At 71.0% G+C, this 23,206-nt stretch carries 22 protein-coding genes; 7 read left to right on the forward strand and 15 right to left on the reverse strand.

The genetic code is table 11. The features are described 5' to 3' along the window. Positions 1–100: 100 nt before the first annotated feature. Entirely contained in the window at positions 101–433 is a 333-nt protein-coding gene (locus FR742_RS13835; protein WP_148031346.1) for a YnfA family protein, read from the forward strand. Here FR742_RS13835 and FR742_RS13840 read toward each other — a convergent pair. From FR742_RS13840 to FR742_RS13875, 8 genes are all read right to left on the reverse strand, one after another. Further along, the gene (locus tag FR742_RS13840; RefSeq protein WP_148031347.1) at positions 430–765 is read right to left on the reverse strand and encodes a helix-turn-helix transcriptional regulator; all 336 of its coding nucleotides are present in this window, start codon (positions 763–765) and stop codon (positions 430–432) included. The two genes, FR742_RS13835 and FR742_RS13840, sit on opposite strands and share 4 nt — an antisense overlap. 19 nt (positions 766–784) lie before the next feature. After that, positions 785–2,359, reverse strand: coding sequence for a SpoIIE family protein phosphatase (locus FR742_RS13845; protein ID WP_261808514.1), 1,575 nt, complete (start codon positions 2,357–2,359; stop codon positions 785–787). Next, positions 2,352–4,001, reverse strand: a complete 1,650-nt coding sequence (locus FR742_RS13850; protein WP_148031349.1) for an ATP-binding protein — start codon at positions 3,999–4,001, stop codon at positions 2,352–2,354. Before FR742_RS13850 ends, FR742_RS13845 begins: the two co-directional genes overlap by 8 nt. After that, complete coding sequence (locus FR742_RS13855) at positions 3,988–4,998, reverse strand: ATP-binding SpoIIE family protein phosphatase (protein WP_148031350.1); 1,011 nt, start codon at positions 4,996–4,998, stop codon at positions 3,988–3,990. The genes FR742_RS13850 and FR742_RS13855 overlap by 14 nt, the downstream gene beginning before the upstream one ends. Continuing rightward, positions 4,995–5,399 (reverse strand): anti-sigma regulatory factor, encoded by a 405-nt coding sequence (locus tag FR742_RS13860; RefSeq protein WP_148031351.1) that lies wholly within the window; start codon positions 5,397–5,399, stop codon positions 4,995–4,997. Before FR742_RS13860 ends, FR742_RS13855 begins: the two co-directional genes overlap by 4 nt. Continuing rightward, entirely contained in the window at positions 5,396–5,767 is a 372-nt protein-coding gene (locus FR742_RS13865) for an STAS domain-containing protein (protein WP_187281137.1), read from the reverse strand. Before FR742_RS13865 ends, FR742_RS13860 begins: the two co-directional genes overlap by 4 nt. Beyond that, positions 5,767–6,603: an STAS domain-containing protein gene (locus FR742_RS13870; RefSeq protein WP_148031353.1), complete on the reverse strand. Its 837-nt coding sequence runs from the start codon at positions 6,601–6,603 to the stop codon at positions 5,767–5,769. The genes FR742_RS13865 and FR742_RS13870 overlap by 1 nt, the downstream gene beginning before the upstream one ends. 188 nt (positions 6,604–6,791) lie before the next feature. Next, positions 6,792–7,805 (reverse strand): LacI family DNA-binding transcriptional regulator, encoded by a 1,014-nt coding sequence (locus FR742_RS13875; RefSeq protein ID WP_148031354.1) that lies wholly within the window; start codon positions 7,803–7,805, stop codon positions 6,792–6,794. Positions 7,806–8,115: 310 nt separating this feature from the next. On the opposite strand from FR742_RS13875, the gene FR742_RS13880 reads away from it, so the two are divergent. Genes FR742_RS13880 through FR742_RS13895 form a run of 4 tightly spaced genes read left to right on the forward strand, consistent with a single transcriptional unit; the run spans position 8,116 to position 13,843 of the window. Beyond that, a complete protein-coding gene (locus FR742_RS13880) occupies positions 8,116–9,414 on the forward strand; it encodes an ABC transporter substrate-binding protein (RefSeq protein WP_148031355.1) in 1,299 nt (432 codons plus the stop codon). Beyond that, positions 9,408–10,331: a carbohydrate ABC transporter permease gene (locus tag FR742_RS13885; protein ID WP_148031356.1), complete on the forward strand. Its 924-nt coding sequence runs from the start codon at positions 9,408–9,410 to the stop codon at positions 10,329–10,331. The genes FR742_RS13880 and FR742_RS13885 overlap by 7 nt, the downstream gene beginning before the upstream one ends. Further along, positions 10,328–11,158, forward strand: coding sequence for a carbohydrate ABC transporter permease (locus FR742_RS13890; protein ID WP_222708924.1), 831 nt, complete (start codon positions 10,328–10,330; stop codon positions 11,156–11,158). Before FR742_RS13885 ends, FR742_RS13890 begins: the two co-directional genes overlap by 4 nt. A 21-nt stretch (positions 11,159–11,179) precedes the next feature. Then, entirely contained in the window at positions 11,180–13,843 is a 2,664-nt protein-coding gene (locus FR742_RS13895) for a glycoside hydrolase family 78 protein (RefSeq protein ID WP_148031357.1), read from the forward strand. A gap of 54 nt (positions 13,844–13,897) precedes the next feature. Here FR742_RS13895 and FR742_RS13900 read toward each other — a convergent pair whose 3' ends face one another. Continuing rightward, a complete protein-coding gene (locus FR742_RS13900; protein ID WP_148031358.1) occupies positions 13,898–14,479 on the reverse strand; it encodes a TetR family transcriptional regulator in 582 nt (193 codons plus the stop codon). 139 nt (positions 14,480–14,618) lie between these two features. Between FR742_RS13900 and FR742_RS13905 the strand changes: the two genes are divergently transcribed. Together FR742_RS13905 and FR742_RS13910 are read left to right on the forward strand one after the other, a co-directional pair. Further along, entirely contained in the window at positions 14,619–16,157 is a 1,539-nt protein-coding gene (locus tag FR742_RS13905) for an MDR family MFS transporter (RefSeq protein WP_148034531.1), read from the forward strand. A gap of 39 nt (positions 16,158–16,196) precedes the next feature. Continuing rightward, entirely contained in the window at positions 16,197–16,982 is a 786-nt protein-coding gene (locus FR742_RS13910) for a hypothetical protein (protein WP_148031359.1), read from the forward strand. Between the two features lie 31 nt (positions 16,983–17,013). Here the strand turns inward: FR742_RS13910 and FR742_RS13915 are convergent, their stop codons facing one another. Genes FR742_RS13915 through FR742_RS13940 form a run of 6 tightly spaced genes read right to left on the reverse strand, consistent with a single transcriptional unit; the run spans position 17,014 to position 22,987 of the window. Further along, the gene (locus FR742_RS13915) at positions 17,014–18,792 is read right to left on the reverse strand and encodes an ABC transporter substrate-binding protein (RefSeq protein ID WP_148031360.1); all 1,779 of its coding nucleotides are present in this window, start codon (positions 18,790–18,792) and stop codon (positions 17,014–17,016) included. Positions 18,793–18,806: 14 nt separating this feature from the next. Beyond that, the gene (locus FR742_RS13920) at positions 18,807–19,082 is read right to left on the reverse strand and encodes a DUF2160 domain-containing protein (RefSeq protein WP_148031361.1); all 276 of its coding nucleotides are present in this window, start codon (positions 19,080–19,082) and stop codon (positions 18,807–18,809) included. 3 nt (positions 19,083–19,085) lie between these two features. Beyond that, positions 19,086–19,838, reverse strand: coding sequence for a carbohydrate ABC transporter permease (locus tag FR742_RS13925; protein ID WP_148034532.1), 753 nt, complete (start codon positions 19,836–19,838; stop codon positions 19,086–19,088). Between the two features lie 59 nt (positions 19,839–19,897). Beyond that, positions 19,898–20,815 (reverse strand): carbohydrate ABC transporter permease, encoded by a 918-nt coding sequence (locus tag FR742_RS13930; RefSeq protein ID WP_222708926.1) that lies wholly within the window; start codon positions 20,813–20,815, stop codon positions 19,898–19,900. Further along, positions 20,812–21,903 carry an ABC transporter ATP-binding protein gene (locus tag FR742_RS13935; RefSeq protein ID WP_148031362.1) on the reverse strand — a complete coding sequence of 364 codons (1,092 nt, stop codon included), beginning with the start codon at positions 21,901–21,903 and terminating at the stop codon, positions 20,812–20,814. Before FR742_RS13935 ends, FR742_RS13930 begins: the two co-directional genes overlap by 4 nt. After that, positions 21,896–22,987, reverse strand: coding sequence for an ABC transporter ATP-binding protein (locus FR742_RS13940; protein WP_148031363.1), 1,092 nt, complete (start codon positions 22,985–22,987; stop codon positions 21,896–21,898). The genes FR742_RS13935 and FR742_RS13940 overlap by 8 nt, the downstream gene beginning before the upstream one ends. Positions 22,988–23,206: the final 219 nt, after the last annotated feature.

The following is a 23,206-nucleotide window of genomic DNA, read 5'->3' on the forward strand; positions in this document are numbered from 1 at the left end:
TTCTCAAACGGTCGCGCTGATCTCACGACCCGGCAGGTCCCCGGATGGCGGCGGCGCACCCCGTGATCCGCTCGGCTGTCCCGCTCTATACAGTCGCCCCATGACGACCGTCCGCTCCCTGATCCTGTTCGCGCTGGCCGCCGTCGCGGAGATCGGCGGGGCCTGGCTGGTGTGGCAGGGGGTGCGGGAGCAGCGCGGGCTCCTCTGGATCGCCGCCGGCGTGCTCGCGCTCGGTGCCTACGGTTTCGTCGCCGCCTTCCAGCCGGACCCGCATTTCGGGCGCATCCTCGCCGCGTACGGCGGCGTGTTCGTGGCCGGGTCGCTGCTGTGGGGGGTGCTGGTCGACGGCTTCCGGCCGGACCGCTGGGACCTCGCGGGCGCGGCGATCTGCCTGGTCGGCGTGGCGGTCATCATGTACGCGCCGCGCGCCTAGTCGCAGAGCCGGGCGTCCGGCAGAGGGCGGCCCATCACCACGTCGGCGGCCGTCGGGAAGGCGCCGACGCACTGCTCGTTGATGCGGTAGAGGCTGGACGTGCCCTGACGCTCCACCAGCACGAAGCCGACGTCGGCGAGGATCTTCAGATGGTGGGACACGGTCGACTGGCCCACCCCGGACGCCGCCACGACCTCCCCGACGCTCATCGGCCCCCGGCGCCGGGCGAGCAGCGACACGATCTGGATGCGGGTGGCGTCGGCCAGCGCCCGGAACCAGCTCGCGTACTCTTCCGCCGCTGCGCGGTCCAGCGGCTGCGTCGACTCGTTCATCGGCCACCCACGATAGCCGTCAGGCGTCCCGCCGCAGCACCACGAGCGCCACGTCGTCCTCGCGCGACCCGAAGGCGGCCAGCATCCGGTCGCAGAAATGCTCCAGGTCGTCCTCGACCGTCTCCGCCAGCTCCCTGGCCCGCTCCAGGCTGACGTCCAGCAGCACGTCGCGGTCTTCGAGCAGCCCGTCGGTGAACAGGACGATCGTGCCGCCCGGCGGGAGCATCAGGTGGTCCACCTTGTACTCCTCCTCCGCCACCCCGAGCAGCAGATTGCCCATCCCGTGGTAACGCGCCCCGTCGCCGACCAGCAGGGGAGGGATGTGACCGGCGTTGGCGAGCTGGACCTCGCCGGTGCCGGGGTGCAGCAGCAGCATGCAGACCGTGGCCGTCATGCCCGGGTGGTAACGGCGCAGGACCTTGTTCAGCAGGCTCATCGAGGCCGCCAGGTCCACCTGGTCCATCACCGCGGCGCGCAGCGCGTGCCGCAGCTCGGCCATGACGGTGGCGGCGTGCAGGGAGTGGCCCATCACGTCGCCGATCGCCACCAGCACCCGGTCGTCGGCCTCCAGCACCTCGTAGAAGTCGCCGCCGACCTCCACGCTGTCGACCGCGGGCCGGTAACGCAGCCCCACCGACAGCCCCGGCACTTCGGGCACCCGCGTCGGCAGCAGGCTGCGCTGCAGGGTGAGCGAGATCGTGTGTTCCTGGGTGTAGGCGCGCAGCGCCTCCACGGCGAGCGCCAGCTCCTGGGCGAGCTGCCGCAGCAGGTTGATCTCGTTGCCGTCGAGTATGGGATCGGCCTCCACGCCCAGGAACACCGGCGGCCTGCCCTTCTTGGTGCGGCACAGCACACCCACGACGGGCCGCGTGACCTCCGAGGCCGGCATCAGCGTGGCCCAGTCGGCGGGGGAGATGGTGACCAGCTCGGCGCCGGCGCTCGGGCCCAGGACCATCTCGCACAACCGGTCGAGCAGGTCGGGCGCGACGTCCCTGGTGACGGCGCGCTCGCCCGGCTGGCCGAGGTAGCGGCGCAGCCGCCCGTCGGCCGGCACCGCCAGCGCCCTCGCCTGGCGGCCCAGGATCGAGGCGGTGCCCTGGACGGCCACCTCCTGCAGGCGTTCGAACGAGTCGGACCGGTTGATCCGCAGCGTCACCTCGGCCAGCTCGGCCAGCCGGTCGGCCATCACCTCCGCCCGCCGCCGCGCGCGCGAGTAGCGCAGCGTCGCCTCCACGGTCGCGATGAACTCACTCGGCTCGATCGGCTCCGCCAGGTAGGCGTCGGCTCCCCGCTCCAGACCCTCGGTACGGTCCTGCACGGTGACGGCGTTGCCCGACACCTGGATGACCGGGATGGACGCCGTCGCCGGATCGGCCTTGATCCGCTCGCACACCTCGAAGCCGCTCATGTCGGGCAGCCAGACGTCCAGGACCACCAGGTCGGGATGGTGCGCGTGCAGCACCGCCATCGCTTCCTCGCCGCCGCCCGCCTCGATCACGCTGTGACCGGCCCGGCGCAGCCAGCTGGACAGGATGTAGCGCTTGGCCGGCGTGTCGTCGACCACCAGCACGCTGGCCGGGCCGGAGTCAGGCACCGCGCCCCCTGACCGCCTCGCGCACCGCCTCCAGCAGGTCATGACGGCGCATCCCCTGCTTCGACAGCACGGGATGGCCCTCCGCCGCCTTGCCGGGCGCCACTGTCACCACGACCACCGAGACCTCCCCCAGGTTCTCGTCCTCCGACATCCGCTGCAGGAGCGCGTTGCCGTCAAGCCTGGGCATCAGCATGTCCAGCACGAGGACGTCCGGGGGCCGCGCCGTCATCAGCTCCAGCGCCTCGATGCCGTCGGCGGCCTCCTCGATCTCGCTCGCGACCCCGTACAGCATCCTACGGGCCAGCTCGCGGAAGCCCTGGTCGTCGTCGGCGATGAGCAGCCGCCCGATCTCGGGAGGCCCGTGGCGGCGAGGGAGCCGCAGGGTGGCGGTCGTGCCGGAGCCGGGCGCGCTGGTCAGCTCCAGCTGACCGTCGAGCGCCTCGGCCAGCCTGCGCGCGTACGGCAGGCCGAGGCCGGTGCCCTTGGTCTTGACCTGCAGCGCGTTGGGCACCTGGAAGAACTCCTCGAACACGCGGCTCAGGTGTTCCTCGGAGATGCCGATGCCGGTGTCGGACACCGTGATCACCACCTGGCCGGCCTCCTCGTCGAGGCGGGCGCTCAGCCGCACCTCGCCCTCCTGGGTGTACTTCAGCGCGTTCGCCACCAGATTGCGCAGCACCCGGGTGAGCATGCCCTCGTCGGTGTAGATCTCGCCCACCTCCGGCGCCACCTCGGTGTGCAGGGCGACGTCGCTGGTGGGCTGCATGGTGGCTCTGAGCTGGTGCACGAGCCTGACGAGGTTCACGGAACCGAGCTGGGGATGGAGCGGGCCCGACTCGGCCTTGGCCATGTCGAGCAGCTCGCCGACGAGCGCCAGCAGCGTCTCCGCCGAGCTGCCGATGAACCCGATCTGCTGCTCCTGCTCCCTGGAGAGCGGCTCGCCGCCCGGGCCGGTCAGCAGCCGCACCAGGCCGATGATGGAGTTGAGCGGAGTGCGCAGCTCGTGGCTGACCGTGGCCCAGAACCGGTTCCTGGTCTCGGCCACCTCACGCAGCTGGCTGGACTTCTCGTCCAGCTCGGCGTAGAGGGCGACCACGCCCCTGTTGGTCTCCTCCAGCTCCGTGGACAGCTCGTTGTACAGGGCCAGCACGCCCGCGTTGGTCTCCTGCAGCTCGGCGTTGAGCCGCAGCACATCCTCCAGGGTCGCGGCCAGCTCCCTGTTCTGCTGGCGAAGCTCCTCCATCGCGGTGGTGGGGGCCACGCGGGCCAGCTGCTCGCGGATCCGCGCGGCCGGCATCGAGGGCTTGCGCCCCGGCAGCCGCTTGACGAGGGTGACCCGCCCGTCGTCCGCGGTGACCCTGTCCACCAGGCGGCGGGCCAGCGCCACGCCGTCCGATGCGGCCGGGTGGGCGTCGGCGGCGTGCTCGATCGTGATGAGCAGTTCGCCGTCCTCCAGTGTGGAACGCACGAGGGTGCCCGAACCGATCACCTCCCGGCCCACCTCGCTGAGCGCGGTGGCGATCCGGATCTGGTCCTGAGTCTCCAACCCGGCCAGCTCGGCGGCGGCGCGGCCGAGCCGGCGCAGCACGAACACGTCCCGGTCCTCGGCCAGGTGCATCCTGAAAAGCTCAAGCGCGGTCACGTCGCGGCCTCACGATCACTACGCAGGCGTCGTCCCGCCGGCTGCCCGCCTCGCGGAGCAGCCCGGCAGCGATCACGGCGGGGGAGCGGGAGAACAGGCCCGGCATGGTGGCGGGCGACCACCGGTCCGTGAGCCCGTCGGAGTGCAGCACGACCGTCGCGTGCTCGTCCAGGTCGTACTCGTACTGCCTGAGGCGCCGCCGCTGGTGGCCGGTGATGCCGGGCACCGACACCATGCCCTGGCGGTCGTCGGCGTGCGCGATCCAGCCGGAGATGTTGCCCAGCCCGGCGTAGCTCACCCGCGCGGAGGTGACCCGCGCGACCGCGGCCGCGCCGCCGCGGGTGTGCGCCAGCCCGTCGTGCAGGCGGCGCAGGATGGCCAGCGGCTCGTCGTCGGGCCCCTCCAGGAAGAGCTCGACCGCCTTCCTGGAGGCGTGGGCGGCGGCCGGTCCGTGGCCCAGCCCGTCGAACACCAGGACGGTGAGGGCCTGCTCGCCGCTGGACACGGCGAAGGCGTCACCCGAGATGACCTCCTCGCCGATGGGGCGGACGAAGCCGCTGGCCGGCGGCGGCTCGATCGTTCCCTTCGCGGCGAACTGCACGGCGAGCAGCGTTCCCCGGCCCGGCAGGGAGTGCACGTCGTACGAGGACGCCATGCGGGTGATGGCGCCCAGTCCGATGCCGAGCGTGCCGGAGGTCGAGTAGCCGTCGCGCAGCGCCCGCGCCACGTCCGGCATGCCCGGCCCCCGGTCCAGCGTGATCAGCTCGACCACCTCCGGCGCGCCGGGGCAGGGGCGGACCAGGGCCACACCCTGCACGGCGTGCTTGACCAGGTTGGAGACGGCCTCGGTGACCGCCACCGCCACCTGGCCGACGCGCTCGTCGCCGAACCCGGCCGTCTTGGCCAGGTCGATGGCCAGCCTGCGCACCGCCCCCACCGAGCTGGGCTCCTCGGCGCGGATCCAGGCGTCGTCGCGGACCTGGTCGGCCTCGATCATCCGCGGGCCCACTTCGTCACGACGATCGTGGTGCCCTCACCGGGGGCGGAGGTCAGGTCGAACTGGTCGACCAGCCGCCGCGAGCCGCCGAGGCCGAGGCCGAGCCCGGGGCCGGTGGTGTAGCCGTCGACCAGCGCCTGTTCGACGTCGGCGATGCCGGGGCCCTCGTCGCTGAAGGCCAGACGCAGGCCGCGACGCCGGCCGTCCTCGACGACCTCCACGGTGACGCGGCCCCCGCCGGCGTGCACCAGCACGTTGCGTGCCAGCTCGCTCGCCGCCGTCACCACCTTCGTCTGGTCTATCAAGGACATGCCCGCCTCGATCGCGACGGCACGCACCTGCTGGCGGACCGCCACCACGTCGGCGTTGCTGGCGATGGGCATCCGGCCGCCGTCCGTCATCGCGTCGCGCCCCTGCCGCGGACGTGCTCAAGGGCCGCGACGCCCTTCTCCAGGTCGAGTGCGGTCCGCACGCCGCCCAGTGACAGGCCGAGCTCCACCAGGGTGATGGCCACGGCCGGGCGCATGCCGACGACCACGGTGTCGGCGTCGAGCAGCCGGCACATGGCCGCGATGGTGGCGAGCATCCTGCCGATGAACGAGTCGATGATCTCCACCGCCGTGATGTCGATGATGACGCCCCGGGCGCCGGTCGCGACGACCCGCCCCGCCAGATCCTCCTGCAGGCTCAGGACGCTCTGGTCGTCGAGGTCTATCTGGATGGAGATGATCAGGATGTCGCCGAGCTTGAGGATGGGGACACGTTCCATCACGCGTCCTCCGCGCGGATCGCGATCTGGGTCCGCCGGTGCTCGCCCACCTCGATGCCGCTGCGCTCCAGCGTGTACGCGAGCGCGTCGGCCAGGGTGGCCTTGGTCACGATGTCGCCGAACTCGATGCCGAGCGTGACGATCGTGTACGCGATCTGCGGGCTGATGCCGGAGATCACGCACTCGGCGCCCATGAGCCGGGCGGCCACCACGGTCTTGAGTAGATGCTGGGCCACCTGAGTGTCGACGGCGGGCACGCCGGTGATGTCGATGACCGCGTGCTCGGACCCGGTGTCGACCAGGGTCTGCAGCAGCTTCTCCATCACGACCTGGGTCCTGGCCGAGTCGAGGGTGCCGACCAGGGGCACGGCCACGATGCCGTCCCAGAGCTTGACCACCGGGGTGGACAGCTCCAGGAGCTGCTCGGCCTGGTCGAGGATGACCGTCTCCCTGGCGGCCGAGTACGTCTCGATGGTGTACAGGCCCAGGTCGTCGATCAGCCGCGAGAACCAGATGAACCCGCGCAGCGCCTCGGGCTCCCCGTCGGCCTCGACGACCTCGTACACCGCCTCCTTGAGGCCGAACACCGCGCGTGCGGTGTCGGAGGGGGTGTGGCCCTGGCGGACGCGGTCGCGCGAGAGCTCCGCGAGCAGGCCGCGGATGTCGGCGAGGTCATTGCCTTCCTCCGCCAAGGCGGTGCGCAAGGCCTGGTAGAGCTCCTTCAGCTCGTCTACCGGGGCCTTGGCGAGGGCGCTCCAGCGGCGCAGGATCTGCTCGTCCGAAGTGCCCAGCAGCTCCTCTACGCGTCGCCTCGCGACGTCGGCATGGACGTTCAAGTGGACTCCTGATGATACGTATGACGCACTGCCGGGCAAAGATTAACGCCCGATTGGTCCGGCAGGTGAAAGATGTGTGGTTTATCCCGAACCGTGTGCTCTCACGACGATATCCGATGCCGAGCACCGCACCGCGTACGAACATATTCCGCTGGTGCGGAGAGCGGGAAGCCGCTGTGCGGGCCTGGTCAGGACACCGCCGCCGTGGTACGCCGGGGCACCAGCGTGGGCGTGATCGAGATGCGCGCCGACGCCGTCCGGCCGCCGATGCGCTCCAGCAGCAGCCGGCCCGCCGTGCGGCCCATGGTGACGCCCGACTGGTCGACGCTGGTGAGCGAGATGTGTGCCAGCGCGGCCAGCCAGCTGTTGTCGTATCCGGCGACCGAGACGTCGTCCGGCACGGCGAGCCCGGCCTCGCGCAGCGCGGCGAGGGCGCCGATGGCGGCCAGGTCGGCGCCCGCGAAGATCGCCGTCGGCGGCTCCGGCCGGCTCAGCAGCTCGCCGACGCCCTTGTGGCCGCCTTCCTCGGTGTACGTGGTCCACGCGATGTCGGCGTGCTCGCCCAGACCCAGCCGGACCATGGCCCGCTCGTACGCCCGCGCGCGGATGGCCTGCAGCAGGGTGGCGGGCTCGCCCCGGCTGGAGTCGCGGTGGGCGATGTGCGCGATGCGGCGGTGGCCCAGGCCGGCCAGGTGCTCGACCACGAGCTCGGCGCCCACCTCGTCGTCGTCGAAGACGGCGTCGTAGCGGGGGGAGCGGTCGTGGCGGCCGAGCACCACGACCGGCACCGTGGCGGCGATCGCCTCCAGATCGGACTGCGGGCTGAGGGGGGCGACCAGCACGATCCCGCCCACCGACTGGTCGATGAGCGCGTGGATGGCCCGCGACTCGCTCGCCGGGCCGCGGCCCCCCTGGCTGATCACGACCTCGTACCCGGTGCCGGCGATCTCCTCGACGACGCCGTCGACCAGGTCGGGGAAGAACGGGTTGCGCAGGTCGGGCAGGAGCACGCCGAGAGTGGAGGTGTGGCCGCGCAGCGCGCGGGCCGCCACGTGCGGCCGGTAGCCCAGCTCGTCGATGGCCGCCAGCACCCGGGCGCGCATGGAAGGGCTGACCCCGTAGGCGTCGCGGAGCACCTTGGACACCGCCGACCTGGACACCTGGGCGTGCAGCGCCACGTCCGCGATGGTCACCCTGGTCATCCGGCCTCCCCGTAGAACGAACCACACCAGACGTGCCGTCGAGCCTCTTGACACCCCTCCGGAGTGGAGGATAGCAATGGAGAACGTTCTACATCCCGTCTCGGAGCACCCGGATTCCCTCGGCGTCGCCCGCTTTCACGACATAACCGGAAAGCGGCCTTTCCGCATGCCATGAATTTCCGGAAATATCCCCGATGGGAATCGTTATCCGGACAAGGTCTTGACGCTACCGAATCGCAAAGTTTAAGTTAGCGGCGATTGGGGGGCTTGAAACGATTTAATGGTCCACGCGAAATTCCTGGAGGGCGTCATGAAGGCCGCTTGCCTCAGAATCGCAGCCGCCGCCACCGCCGTGGTCACGTCACTGACCTCATGCGGGTCGTCCGAGCCGACCTCGGCCGACGGGACCGTCACGCTCAAGCTGCTCATCGACAACGCCGAGGCCACCGTGGCCGCCGCAGAATCCGTGGTGCGGGCGTTCGAGGCCGCCGAGCCCACTGTCGAAATCGACACCGAGACCCGTCCCGGCGGCGCCGAAGGCGACAACATCGTCAAAACCCGGCTCTCCACCGGCGAAATGGCCGACGTTTTCTGGTACAACTCGGGCTCGCTCATCCAGGCGCTCAACCCGAGCCAGACGCTCGTCGACCTCACCGGCGACCCCGTCCTCGCGAACGTGCAGGAGTCCTACCTGCCGGTGGTGTCCCACCAGGACAAGGTGTACGGGGTCCCGGCCGGCACCGCGGCCGGCGGCGGCATCCTCTACAACCGCAAGGTCTACGCCGACCTCGGCATGGAGGCGCCCAGGTCCTGGGCCGAGTTCATGGCCAACAACGACAAGGTCAAGGCCGCCGGCCTGGCGCCGGTCATCTCCACCTTCAAGGAGACCTGGACCTCGCAGCTGTTCGTGCTCGGCGACTTCTACAACGTCCAGGCCGCCGTGCCCGCCTTCGCCGCCGGCTACACCGCCAACAAGGCCAAGTACGCCACCACCCCGGCCGCGCTGTCGGGGTTCCGGAAGCTCGCCGAGGTGCACGCCGCCGGCCTGCTGAACGACGGGTTCGGCTCGGCCACCCTGGACAACGGGCTGAAGCTGCTGGCCGAGGGCAAGGGCGCGCACTACCCGATGCTCACCGGCGTGATGCCGGCCCTCATCGAGCAGTACCCGTCCGGCAAGACCGACATCGGCTTCTTCGGCATCCCCGGCGACGACCCGGGCACCCACGGCGCCACCGTCTGGGAGCCCGCCGGCGCCTACATCCCCGCCTCCAGCGAGCACGTCGACGCGGCCAAGAAGTTCCTCGCCTTCATCGCCTCACCGGCCGGCGCCCAGGCGTTCTCCGAGGGCGTCGCCCCGACGGGACCGTACCGGATCAAGGGCGCCGAGCTGCCCGAGGACGTCATCCAGGTGGCCAAGGACCTCAGCGCCTACATCGAGAGCGGCGCATCCGCGCCCGCGCTGGAGTTCGTCTCGCCGGTGAAGGGCCCGTCGCTGGAGCAGATCACCGTCGCCGTCGGCTCCGGGCTCACCACGCCGGCGGAAGGCGCGGCCCAGTACGACAAGGACGTGGAGAAGCAGGCCAGGCAACTGGGGCTGGCCGGATGGTGACCTCGGCCCGGCCTCGCCGGGTGGCCGCTCCGGAGAGCGGCCGCCGCCCGGCCCGGCCCAAGGCCCGCGCGGTCTACCCGTACGCGTTCTACCTGCCGGCCGGGATCGTCTACACCGTCATCTTCCTCGTGCCGACGGTGATGGCCTTCTACTTCGCGCTCACCCGGTGGACGCTGTTCGACAGCACGTTCGTCGGCCTGGACAACTTCCGCGACTTCTTCGCCGAGCAGAACCTGCGCGTCGGCTTCCGGAACACGATCGTCTACGCGGTCGTCACCAGCGGGCTGAAGGTGGTGCTCGGCCTGTTGCTGGGCGTGCTGCTCACCTCGAACCTGCGGCTGCGCGGCTTCCTGCGCTCGGTCGTGTTCTTCCCCGTGCTGGTCAGCACCGTCGCGGTCGGCATCACCTTCAGCGTCCTGCTCAAACCCGACACCGGCCTGGTCGACAAGGCGCTGGGCGTCTTCGGGATCTCCGGCCCCGACTGGCTCGGCGACGCCACGACCGCGCTGCTGTCGGTCGCGCTGGTCGACGCCTGGAAGGGCGTGGGCCTGGCCACCGTCATCTACATCGCCGGGATCATGTCGATCCCGCGCGACTACTACCAGGCGGTCGAGGTCGACGGCGGCAGCGCCTGGCACCGGTTCCGGCACGTCACGCTGCCGCTGTCCTGGCCCGCCACCTACTCGGTGATCATCCTGTCGTTCATCGGCGGCCTGCGCACCTTCGACCTCATCTGGACCATGACCCGGGGCGGTCCCGGCTTCACCAGCGACGTCATCGCCTCGATCATCTACAAGCAGTATCAGGCGGGCTTCTACGGCCTGGCCACGGCCGGGAACGTGATCCTGTTCCTCGCCGTCACCGCGATCGTGGTCCCGCTCGTCCGCCTGCTCGACCGCCGGGAGATCCACTCGTGAGGACAACCGCGCGCAGGATCGGCGCCGAGACGCTCGCGCTGGCGGTGGCCGCCGCCGTCTTCCTGGTGCCCTTCTCGTTCATGCTGCTCACCGCGGTCAAGGACGAGAAGCAGGCCGCCGACCTGGACTTCGCCTGGCCGACGAGCTGGCCCGTGGTGCGGAACCTGGTGGAGGTGATCTCCGCCCGCGACTACCTGCTGCTGACCGCGTACGTGAACAGCACCATCCTCACGGTCACCTCGGTCGCGCTGCTCGTGGTGTTCGCCTCCATGGCGGCGTTCGTGCTGCAGCGGCGGCCCGGCCGGGTGGCCGGCGTGGTCAACCTGCTCGTGCTGTCCGGGCTGATCATCCCGCCGGCCGTGGTGCCGACCATCTGGGTGCTGCAGGGCATCGGGCTGTTCAAGACGCTGCCGGGGCTCATCCTGGTCGAGGTCGCCTACAGCCTGTCGTTCGCGATGCTGCTCTACCGGGCGTTCATCGCCGCCATCCCGCGCGAGCTGGACGAGGCCGCCATGATCGACGGCTGCACCGGGATGGCGCTGTTCTTCCGGGTGATCTTCCCGTTGATGCGGCCGGTGACCATCACCGTGATCCTCACCACGTTCGTCGCCGTCTTCAACGACTTCGTCAACCCGCTCTACTTCCTGCCCGGCGACGAGAACGCCACCGTCCAGCTCACCCTCTACAACTTCCAGAGCGAGTACAGCACCCAGTGGAACCTGCTGTTCATGGACATCGTCCTGATCACGATCCCGCCGCTGCTGGCATTCGTCTTCTTCAACCGCAAGATCGTGGCCGGCATGACCGCCGGCGCGATCAAGGGCTGACCCACTCGCACGAGGAGCACCATGACCCGAGCGTCCGGCATCACCGTCGACGCCCCCCGTTTCGAGCACCACCGCTTCGACCCGCACCGGCCGCCCCTCGGCATCGGTGCGTCCAGGCCACGCCTGACCTGGACCGTCACCGCCGCACCGCCGTCCTGGACGCAGGACGCGTACGAGATCGAGATCCGCACCGGCGGCGGCACCGCCACCCACCTGGTGCGCTCGGCCGAGTCCCGGCTGGTGCCGTGGCCAGGCGAACCGCTCGGCCCCGCCGAACGCTGCGCCGTCCGCGTCCGGGTGCACGGCGGCGGCCGGGCCGGCGACTGGAGCCCCTGGTCGGAGGCGGAGACCGGGCTGCTGACGGCGGACCGCTGGCAGGCCGCGGCCGCCGCGCCGCCGACGTCGCTCACCGGCCCGCCCGACGGCCCGGCGCCGCTGCTGCGCCGCGGCTTCGACCTGCGCGAGCGGCCCGTGCGGGCCCGTCTGTACGTGACCGCGCACGGCCTGTACGAGGTCGAGATCAATGGCCAGGTCGTCGGCGACGACGTGCTCGCGCCCGGCTGGACCAGCTACGGCCACCGGCTCCGCTACCGCACCCACGACGTCACGGCCCTGCTGCGGCCCGGCCCCAACGCGATCGGCGCGATGCTCGCCGACGGCTGGTACCGGGGCCGCGTCGGCTTCCTGGACGGCAGCACCAGCACGTACGGGACGCGCACCGCGCTGATCGCCCAGCTCGAACTCGTCTACGCCGACGGCGGCACCGAGACGCTCGTCACCGACGGCTCGTGGCGCGCCGCCCCCGGCCCGATCACCGCGACCGGCCTGTACGACGGCGAGAAGCACGACGCCCGGCTGCTGCCCGGCGGCTGGTCGTCGCCCGGGTTCGACGACTCCGGCTGGCTGCCCGCGGACGTGCTCGACCACGACCCCGCCCTGCTGGTGGCTCCCGACGGCCCGCCGGTGCGCCGGGTGGAGACGCTCGCCCCCGTCGCCACCCTGACCGGGCCGTCCGGCGAGACCATCCTCGACTTCGGCCAGAACATCTCCGGCCGGCTGCGCATCCGCGTGCAGGGTCCCGCCGGGCACACCGTCTCCCTGCGCCACGCCGAGGTCCTGGAGGACGGCGCGCCGGCCGTGCGCCCGCTGCGCGGCGCGGCCGCGCACGACACCTACACCCTGCGCGGCGGCGGGGCCGAGGAGTGGGAGCCGCGCTTCACCATCCACGGCTTCCGCTACGCCGAGGTGACCGGCTGGCCGGGGGAGATCCCGCCGGACGGCGTGGTCGCCGTCGTCTGCCACACCGACATGCGCCGCACCGGCTGGTTCGGCTGCTCGGACCCGCTGCTGGAGCGGCTGCACGAGAACGTGGTGTGGAGCATGCGCGGCAACTTCGTCGACATCCCCACCGACTGCCCGCAGCGCGACGAGCGGCTCGGCTGGACCGGCGACATCCAGGTGTTCGCCCCGGCCGCGGCGTTCCTGTACGACTGCGCGGGCCCGCTCGCCTCCTGGCTGCGCGACCTCGCCGCCGAGCAGGCCGAGCTGGGCACGGTCCCGCCCTACGTGCCGTGGGTGCAGGTGCAGTTCCCGCCGCTGCCGGCCGCCGCCTGGGGAGACGCGGCGGTCCTCGTGCCGTGGGTGCTGTACGAGCGCACCGGCGACCTGGAGCTGCTGCGGCGGCAGTATCCGAGCATGCGGGCCTGGGTGGACCAGGTCGCCGGGCTGGCGGGGCCGGACCGGGTGTGGTCCGACGGGTTCCAGTTCGGCGACTGGCTCGACCCGTCCGCCCCGCCGGACGCGCCCGCCGACGGGCGCACCGACCCTTATCTGATCGCCACCGCCTACCACTTCTCCACCGCCTCCATCCTGGGACGGGTGGCCGGGCTGCTCGGCCACGACGACGACGCGGCCCGTCACGCCGCTCTGGCGGGGGAGGTGCGGGAGGCGTTCCGGCGGGAGTACGTCACGCCGTCGGGACGGCTGGTCGGCGACAGCCAGACGGCCTACGCGGTCGCCCTCCGCTTCGGTCTGCTCGACGACGGCGGCGAGCGGGATAGGGCCGGGCGGCGGCTGGCGGAGCTGGTCGCCAGGGACGGGTACCGGATCGGCACCGGCTTCGTCGGCACCCCGCTGGTCTGCGACGCCCTCGCGGAGACGGGCTCCCACGACGCGGCCTACCACCTGCTGACGCAGCGGGAGTGCCCGTCGTGGCTCTACCCGGTGACGATGGGGGCGACCACGATCTGGGAGAGGTGGGACAGCCTCCTGCCCGACGGGTCGGTCAATCCGGGGGAGATGACCTCGTTCAACCACTACGCGCTGGGGGCGGTGGCCGACTACCTGCACCGCGTGGTGGCCGGGCTGGCCCCCGCGGCGCCCGGCTACCGCCGCCTGCGGGTCGCGCCGCGGCCGGGCGGCGGCCTCACCCACGCCCGCGCCGCGCACGACACCCCGTACGGGCGGGCGGCGGTGTCGTGGCGGCGGGCGGGCACGGAGCTGACGGTCGAGGTGACGGTGCCGCCCGGCACGACGGCCGAGGTCGATCTGCCGGGTCGGGCGCCGGTGCAGGCCGGTCCCGGCGAGCACGTCTTCACCTGTGACTACCGCGCGGTGGATGACGACCCGCCGATCCCGGCCACGGCGGGCCCGTTCCCGCTCCCCGAACCCGTCGCGACGTCGTAGGTCACGAACGGGCGGGGCGCCACGGGCGTGGTGTCCCGCCCTTTCCTCGCTCCGTCAGGTGAAGGGCCTGGCCACCTCGTCCAGGATCTCCTCGCCGACCTCCAGCAGGGACCGGGCCTCCTCCTCCTCGATCCACTGGAAGGTCGCCAGGCGCAGCGCCCCGAGGAAGGCCGCCGCCATCACCCGCGGCCGTGCCGGGGCGCGCCGGTCGGCGATGGCCTGCGCCAGCTCGCGTTCGAGTGCGGCGTGGTTGGCGAGCTGGCGTGCCAGCAGCGCCGGATGCTTCTTGGCCAGCCGGGTGCGGATCGCCCACTCGCGGTCGGGGGTGCCGACCTCCTCGTACAGATCCAGGATCGCGGCCCGCATGGCCTGCCACGCGCTGTGGCCGGGAGGCTGCTCCTGCACCAGCGCCACCAGCCGGCGGAAGCGTTCCTCCTCCCCGTACAGGAGGGCGTCTTCCTTGCCGGCGAAGTAGTTGGAGAAGGTGCGGCGGGAGATGTTGGCGGCGTCGGCGATGGCCTCGACCGTCACGCCGTCGAAGCCGTGCTCGACGACGAGCCGCAGCGCCGCCTCGTGCACGGCCTGCCGGGTCTCGGCCTTCTTGCGCTCGCGCAGTCCCAGCGTCGTGGTGTCCATCTTGCGGTCACTCTACCCGCCGGGAATAGATGCGCAATGCGCAAACTTTCTCAATGGGAAGTAGAGTAGCCGGTCGTCACCCCGAGATCCGAAACGGAGGTCGCGCGTGAGCGCACCCATGACAGCACCTGCCGAGCCGATGACGCATCGGCAGGTGCTGAAAGCCCTCAGCGGGTTGCTGCTGGTCCTGTTCGTCGCCATGATCAGCGGCACGATCGTGTCGGTCGCGCTGCCCCAGATCATCGGCGCGCTGAAGGGCACCCAGTCGCAGTACACCTGGGTCGTCACCGCCTCCCTGCTGGCCGCCACCGCGTCGACGCCCATCTGGGGGCGGCTGGCCGACCTCTTCAGCAAGAAACTGCTGCTCCAGATCTCCATCGTGATCTTCATGGTGACCTCGCTGGCCTGCGGGTTCGCCCAGAACACCGAGCAGCTCATCGCCTTCCGGGCGCTGCAGGGACTCGGCATGGGCGCGCTGCAGATCCTGGTCCAGGTCGTGATCGCCGCGATGATCAGCCCCAAGGAGCGCGGCCGCTACAACGGCTACCTCGGCGCCGTCATGGCCGTGGCCACCGTCGGCGGGCCGCTGCTCGGCGGGCTCATCGCCGACACCTCGTGGCTCGGCTGGCGCTGGTGCTTCTTCATCGCCGTGCCCTTCACCGTCGTCGCCCTGGGTCTGCTCCACAAGACGCTGCACGTGGCCACCGTCCGCCAGGACAACGTCAAGATCGACTACGCCGGGGCCACCCTCATCGCGGCCGGCGTGAGCGTGCTGCTCATCTGGATCACGTTCGTCGGCAACTCCTTCGACTGGCTGTCGTGGCAGACCGCGGCCATGGCCGGCGGCGGCGCCGTCCTCCTGGCGCTGGCCACCTGGGTGGAGACCAGGGCCGCCCAGCCGGTGGTGCCGCTGCACGTCATCCGCCGCCGCACCCCCGCCCTGGCCATCGTGGCCAGCCTCGCGGTCGGCATGGCCATGTTCGGCGGCTCGGTCTTCCTGGGTCAGTACTTCCAGATCGGCCGCGGCTACACCCCGACCGAGGCGGGCCTGCTCACCATCCCGATGATGGCGGGCGTGCTGGTCTCCTCCACGATCAGCGGCCGCATGGTCTCCAGGAGCGGCAAGATCAAGCCGTACATCGTGACCGGCTCGATCGTGCTCACCCTGGGCTTCCTGGTGCTGTCGACGATGGACCACCAGACGTCGCTGTACCTCATCGGCGCCGCCATGGTGCTGGTCGGCGTGGGCGTCGGCATGTCGATGCAGAACCTGGTGCTGGCCATCCAGAACACCGTCCCGCTGCGCGAACTCGGCGCGGCCAGCGGCGCCATCACGTTCTTCCGCTCGCTCGGCGGCACCATCGGCGTCTCGGTCCTCGGCGCCGTCCTCGCCAACCAGGTCGCCACCAGCATCAGCCAGGGGCTGGCCAAGGCCGGCATCCCGGCCTCGGCCAGCGGCGGCGCGGCCACCCTCGACATCGCCGCCCTGCCGGAGCCGATCAAGACGATCGTCCGATCCGCGTACGGGGACGCGACCGGTCACATCTTCCTCATCTCGGCGGGGCTCTCGGTCGTGGGCGTCATCGCCACCCTCTTCTTCAAGTCCGTCACCCTCCGCGACACCCTGGACCTCCCGGACCCCAAGCAGGCGGACGAGCACCCGGTCCCGGCCTCCTGACACCGGCCCCTTCCCGTGCCGAGCCGCCAGGATGAATCCGTGACTCCTGATCATCGGGTGATCCGGGTCGAGAAGATGCTCGACGGCGGTACGGGGTTCAGCGCCGCCTGGACGGCCGTGGGGGACAAGGTCACCGTTCCCGTGGCGTCGCGGCCCGTCCCAGACTCCAGGCTCCTGTCCTCGATCGGGCGCGGCCTGCGTGCGTGCGGCCAGACCCGCGTCCTCGCCGCGCCGCTCGGTGCACGGCGAGTCGAGACGATCTTGGTGGGCGATGGCGCCCTCGCGCTCCCGGGTTCGTGGGCCGGCTCCGACGTCGTCATGACTTTGCCCGACATGTCGGGAGCGGTCCTCATGACCATGCGGCAGTACGCCCTCGTCTCCGGCCCTCGTGCGTTCGTCGCGGCCTGCCTCGCCTGCGGGACCGAACAGGCGAAGGCGGATTTCGCGCGGCTCGCGCGGCGGCTCGCCACGACGAATCCCTTCCTGCTGGAGGTCGCGGCGGCTCATCCGCCCCGATGGCCCTCCTGGCGGACGCCGGCGGAGGTGCCACCGGAGTCGGTCACCCGGAGGAAACTCTCGCTGATCGACGGGTTCGTGGCGGGCCGTCTCGACGTCGAGCGGTTCCGCCACGCTTGGGTGGCGGCGAGAAGGGAAGCCATGGCGGCGGGGGAGCGGGCGCACGGCGATCTCGGCCGGCTTCTCGACGAGGCGTTCCACGAGATCGACGACTACGACGTGTACTCCGACGAGCGGGAGTTCACGCGGAGGATGACCGTGCTGCACGCCCGGCTCCACCGCATGTCGCGCAGGCAGGAACCCCGCTGACAGTCGGGTTCGCCCACTCCACCCGCGCGGGTCAGTCCGCCTTCTTCCAGCGGGCGATCAGCTCGTCGTAGTCCAGGGTCTCCGGCTTGCCGCGCTCGTCCGGGAGCTTCGCCACGGGCGCGCCCGGCTGGTCGAACCAGTACTGCGCGTCCCGTTCCTGGTTCAGCTTGGGCGCGCACTGGCCGCCGTAGCCGCGGCGCTCCAGCCGGGACAGGATGTCGTCCTGCTGCTTGGCCAGGCTGTTCATCGACTGCTGCGGCGTGGTCTCGCCCGTGACGGCGGTGGCCACGTTCTGCCACCACAGCTGCGCCAGCCGCGGGTAGTCCGGCACGTTCGTCCCGGTCGGCGTCCACTGCACGCGCGCCGGGCCGCGGTAGAACTCGATCAGCCCGCCGTACTTCTCCGCGTTCTGCTCGAAGTACTCGCTGCGGATGTCGGTGTCGCGGATGAACGTCAGCCCGACGATCGACTTCTTCAGCGACACCGTCTTGGACGTGACGAACTGCGCGTACAGCCAGGCCGCCGCCCTGCGCTCGGCCGGGGTGCTCTTCAGCAGCGTCCACGAGCCGGCGTCCTGGTAGCCGAGCTTGTGGCCGTCCTTCCAGTACGCGCCGTGCGGGCTCGGCGCCATCCGCCACTTGGGCGTGCCGTCCTCGTTCACCACCGGCAGCCCCGGCTGGGTCAGGTCGGCGGTGAAGGCCGTGTACCAGAAGATCTGCTGGGCGATGTTGCCCTGCGCCGGCACCGGGCCCGCCTCGCTGAAGTTCATGCCCGCCGCCTCGCGCGGGGCGTACTTCTTCAGCCAGTCGACGTACTTGGTGAGCGCGTACACGGCGGCGGGCCCGTTCGTGTCGCCGCCCCGGCTGACGGACGAGCCGACCGGGCGGCAGTTCTCCACCCGGATGCCCCAGTCGTCCACCGGCAGCCCGTTCGGGATGCCCGGGTCGCCGTTGCCCGCCATCGACAGCCACGCGTCGGTGAACCGCCAGCCCAGCGACGGGTCCTTGCGCCCGTAGTCCATGTGGCCGTAGACCTTCTGGCCGTCGATCGTGCCGTCACCGTTCACCTTGCTGGTGAAGAAGTCGGCGATGTCCTCGTACGCGGCCCAGTTGACCGGCACCCCGAGCTCGTAGCCGTACGCGTCCCTGAACTGCTTCTTGATGGCCGGGTCGGTGAACCAGTCGTACCGGAACCAGTACAGGTTCGCGAACTGCTGGTCGGGCAGCTGGTAGATCTTCTTGTCGGGCCCGGTGGTGAAGCTGATCCCGATGAAGTCCTCCAGGTCCAGCGTCGGCGAGGTGACCGCCTTGCCCTCCCCGGCGATGTAGTCCGACAGCGGCAGCACGTAGTCGCCGCGCGCGTGGGTGCCGATCAGGTCGGAGTCGTTGACGTAGGCGTCGTAGATGTTCTGGCCGCCCTGGATCTGCGTCTGCAGCTTCTCGATCACGTCGCCCTCCTGGATCAGGTCGTGCTTGAGCCTGATCCCGGTGATCTCGGAGAACGCCTTGGCGAGCTGCTGCGACTCGTACTCGTGGGTGGTGATCGTCTCCGACACCACGTTGATCTCCATGCCGCGGTACGGGGCCGCGGCCTTCATGAACCAGTCCATCTCGGCGAGCTGCTGCTCCTTGGAGAGCGTGCTCGGGGTGAACTCGGTGGACACCCACCGCTGGGCGGCCGCCTTGGCGTCGGCCTCCCTGAACTCGCCGCCACCTGCCGAGCCGCCGCCCTGCGAGCAGCCCGTGGCCAGCAGGACGAGCACGGCCGCGCAGATCGTGCTCCTCTTGGGGATCTTCCTGCCGAACGGCATCGCCGCCTCCTTAGTCAGCCCCACATCCCGATCGCCAGCACCACCAGGAACGCCACCGCCAGCGCCAGCCACATGGACAGATCGGTGACGGCGATCCACCCGGCGAGCACGGCGGCCGCGCTGATCAGGCCGATGTACAGCCGGTCCCCCCGATCGGTCTCGATGCGCAGGAACCCCCGCCGCGACACCGGCGGCGAGATCCTCGCCCACATCGCCATCCCGCACAGCAGCAGGCCGAGGCCGACGAAGACGGCGGCGGTGGGCCCGGTCCACACCATCCAGTCGGGCATCGGCTACACCCTCCCCAGACTGAAGCCCTTGGCGATGTAGTTGCGGACGAACCAGATGACGATCGCGCCCGGCACGATCGTCAGCACCCCGGCCGCCGCGAGCAGCCCCCAGTCGACGCCCGCCGCGCTCACCGTGCGGGTCATGGTGGCGGCGATCGGCTTGGCGTTCACCGACGTGATCGTGCGCGCGATGAGCAGCTCGACCCAGCTGAACATGAAGCAGAAGAACAGCGTGACGCCGATCGCCGACCGGATCATGGGCAGGAAGATCCTGACGAAGAACCGGGGCAGCGAGTAGCCGTCGATCGCGGCCGTCTCGTCGATCTCGCGCGGGATCCCGGACATGAAGCCCTCCAGGATCCACACCGCGAGCGGCACGTTGAACAGCATGTGCGCGATGGCCACGCCCAGATGGGTGTCGAACAGCCCGACCGCCTGGTAGATCTGGAAGAACGGCAGCAGGAACACCGCGGGCGGCGCCATCCTGTTCGTCAGCAGCCAGAAGAACAGGTGCTTGTCCCCGGCGAACCTGAACCGGGAGAACGCGTACGCGGCCGGCAGCGCGATGACGAGCGACATGACCGCGTTCATGGACGTGTAGACGATCGAGTTGAGATAGCTGGAGTACCACACCGGGTTGGTGAAGAACGTGACGTAGTTGTCGAACGTCACCCGCTCCGGGATGAGCCGGAAGCTGCCGAGGATGTCCTGGTTCGGGCGGATCGACATGCCGAACATCCACAGCAGCGGCAGCATCAGCGTGATCCCGTACAGCCAGAACACCGTCCGCGCCCACGGCAGCCTCCGCACCGTGCTCACCTCCCGGTCCTGGTCAGCACGGTGAAGAACACGTAGCAGACGATCTGCACGGCCAGGAAGTACAGCAGCGAGAACGCCCCCGCCGGCCCCAGGTCGAACTGCCCGACCGCGATCTTCGACAGCAGGACGCTGAGGAAAGAGGTCGCGTTCCCCGGCCCGCCCCCGGTCACCACGAACGGCTCGGTGTAGATCATGAAGCTGTCCATGAACCGCAGCAGGATCGCGATCGTCAGCACCCCGCGCAGCCGCGGCAGCTGGATGTGCCGGAACGTCGCCCACGCCGACGCGCCGTCGATCTGCGCCGCCTGGAAGTACGGGTCGGGGATCGACCGCAGCCCCGCGTACGCCAGCAGCGCCACCAGCGGCGTCCAGTGCCACACGTCCATGACGAGCACGGTGATCCACGCGTCGCCGGCGTCCAGCGTGTAGTTGTAGTCCAGGCCGAGCACGTTGTTGACGGCCCAGCCGCCGAGCCCGATGTCCGGCCGGGCGAAGATCTGCCAGATCGTGCCCACCACGTTCCACGGGATGAGCAGCGGCAGCGCGACCAGCACCAGCGCCGCCGGCACGCCGAGGCCGCGACGCGGCATCACCACCGCCACCGCCACGCCCAGCGGGATCTCCAGCAGCAGCACCTGCGCCGAGAACAGCAGCGTGCGGACGAACGCGGCCCGTACCTCAGGGTCGCGCGCCACCGACCGGAACCACTCCAGGCCGACGAAGAGCCGGTCGTCCGGGCTGAAGATGTCCTGCACCGAGTAGTTCACGACCGTCATCAGCGGGATGACGGCGGTGAACGCGACCGACACCACCACCGGCAGCACCAGGAACCAGGCCCGGTTGGCGCGCCGCTTGCCCTGGGCCCGGTCCTCGGCGGCCGGCTCCGTCCGCCGCGAGGGGAGGGCGGCCGTCACGGGGCGCTCCCCGGCAGCGGCTCGACCACCCCGCACCGGACCGCGTCCCTGAACAGGAACGCCCGGCCCTCCGCGAAGCGCAGGAACGTCACGGAGCCCGGCTCGCGCACGGCCGCCGCGTCCGTGCGGGCGACCAGCGGGTGCCCGTTCACCTGGGCGTGCACCAGGTCGTACGCGCCCATCCGGTCGATCCCGGTCACCCGGGCGGCGATGCCGGGCGGCGCCTCCTCGCTTGTGAGCCGCACGAACTCCGGCCGCACCCCGATCCGCACCGGCCCCGGCGGCAGGTCGCCGGACGCCCGGCCGACCGCGGCGTCGCCCACCCGCACCAGCCCGCCGGCCACCGCCCCGTCCAGCACGTTCATGCCGGGCGAGCCGATGAAATGGCCGACGAACTCGTGCGCGGGCGACAGGAACAGCTCGCCCGGCTCGCCGGCCTGCACGATCTCGCCGTCGTTGAGCACCACCACCTCGTCGGCGAACGTCAGCGCCTCCGTCTGGTCGTGGGTGACGTAGACCAGCGTGTGCCCGGTGTCGCGGTGGATCTCCTTGAGCTTGCTGCGCAGCGTCCACTTCATGGCCGGGTCCACCACGGTCAGCGGCTCGTCCAGCAGCACCGCGGCCACCTCCGGGCGGACCAGGCCGCGGCCCAGCGCCACGATCTGCTGGCGGCCCGGGTCCAGCCGCCGCGACCGGCGGCGCAGGTGCTCGTCCAGCCCGAGCAGGCCCGACACCCGGCGCACCCGCCGGTCCACCTCCTGCCTCGGGTACCCGCGGTTGCGCAGCGGGAAGGCCAGGTTGTCGTAGACCGACATCTGGTCGTACAGCACCGGGAACTGGAAGACCTGCGCGATGTTCCGCCCCGCCGGCGGCACCCCGGTCACCTCGCGGTCGTCGAACCAGATCCGTCCCCGCGTCGGCGTCAGCAGCCCGCTGACGATGTTGAGCAGCGTCGTCTTGCCGCACCCGCTCGGCCCGAGCAGCGCGTACGCCCGGCCGGTCCGCCAGGTCCACGTCATCGGCTTCAGCGCCCACGTGCCGCCGCCGTCGTAACTGTGCGCCACGCCTTCCAGGCGGATCTCAGCCATGCGGGCGGACCTCCGCCCCCAGCGGGGCATGCAGCCGCGCGCCGTCCTCGCCGAACACGAACACCCGCGCCGGATCCACGTACGCGACCGCCGGCTCTCCCGGCTCGTACGGGTGCGTGCCCGCCAGATGCGCCACCAGGTGCGTCCCGCCCTCCAGCAGCAGGTGGACGAACGTGGCGCTGCCCGTCACCTCCGCCAGCCTGATCTCGGCCGGGAACTCCAGCATCCCGGGGCCGGCCCGTTCGATGCCCACCTGGTGCGGGCGCACCGCCACCACCACCCGCCGGTCCGGCCCGGTCAGGCCCGGCGCGGGGAACGGGGCGCCCAGGCACTCGATCCGGCCGTCGCGCACCAGGCCGGGCAGCAGGTTCAGCGGCGGGTCGCTGAGCGTCGCGGCCACCTCCAGCGTCGGCGGCCCGGCGTACAGGTCCGCGGGGTCGCCCCGGTGCCGCACCCGGCCCTCGCCCAGCACCACCGTCGGCGCGGCGAAGGACAGCGCCTCGTTCGGGTCCGCCGTCGCGTACAGCACCACGCCGGGGGAGTCCCTGAACATCCGCTTGAGGTCGGCGCGTAACTGCTCGCGCAGCTTGAAGTCCAGGTTGGCGAGCGGCTCGTCGAGCAGCAGCACGTCCACCGGCCGGGCCAGGGCCCTGGCGATCGCGGTGCGCTGCTGCTGGCCGCCCGACAGCTCGCCGGGACGGCGGCCGAGCAGTTCGCCGATGCCCATCAGCTCCGCGACCTCGCGCACCCGCCGGTCCACCTCGCCCTTGGGGAACTCCGCGGCCAGGCGCAGCGGGGAGGCGATGTTCTCGTAGACGGTCAGCGACGGGTAGTTGATGAACTGCTGGTAGACGAAGGCCACCGACCGCTTGCGCACCGACACGCCGGTGACGTCCTCGCCGTTGACCACCACCCGCCCGGCGTCCGGCGGCAGCAGCCCGGCCACCACCCGCATCAGCGTGGTCTTCCCCGCGGTCATCGGCCCGAGGAGCGTCGTCATGCCACCGGATGACTCCAGGTGGATGTCGTCGAGCCAGATCTCCCCGCGCCGGCGTACGGAGACGCCATCGATGACGAGCGTCACTGTGCCCGGTCCTTCCCGGAACAGGTGTCAGCTACCGCGACGATCGAGACTTTTCACCTCTAGTTAACATGATCCACAACCTCGTGCAAAGGCCGGATTTTGTGGTGTGAAGCGGGATTTATCCGGCGGGAAGATGAGAATCCACAGGCATCTCTTGTACGCAGAGTTACTTTGTGATTACGGTGGGTAGCAATCCCGGGGTGACCCGATTACCCGCCC

Source organism: Nonomuraea sp. C10 (genome assembly GCF_008017515.1).
Taxonomy (GTDB): Bacteria; Actinomycetota; Actinomycetes; order Streptosporangiales; family Streptosporangiaceae; genus Nonomuraea; species Nonomuraea ferruginea.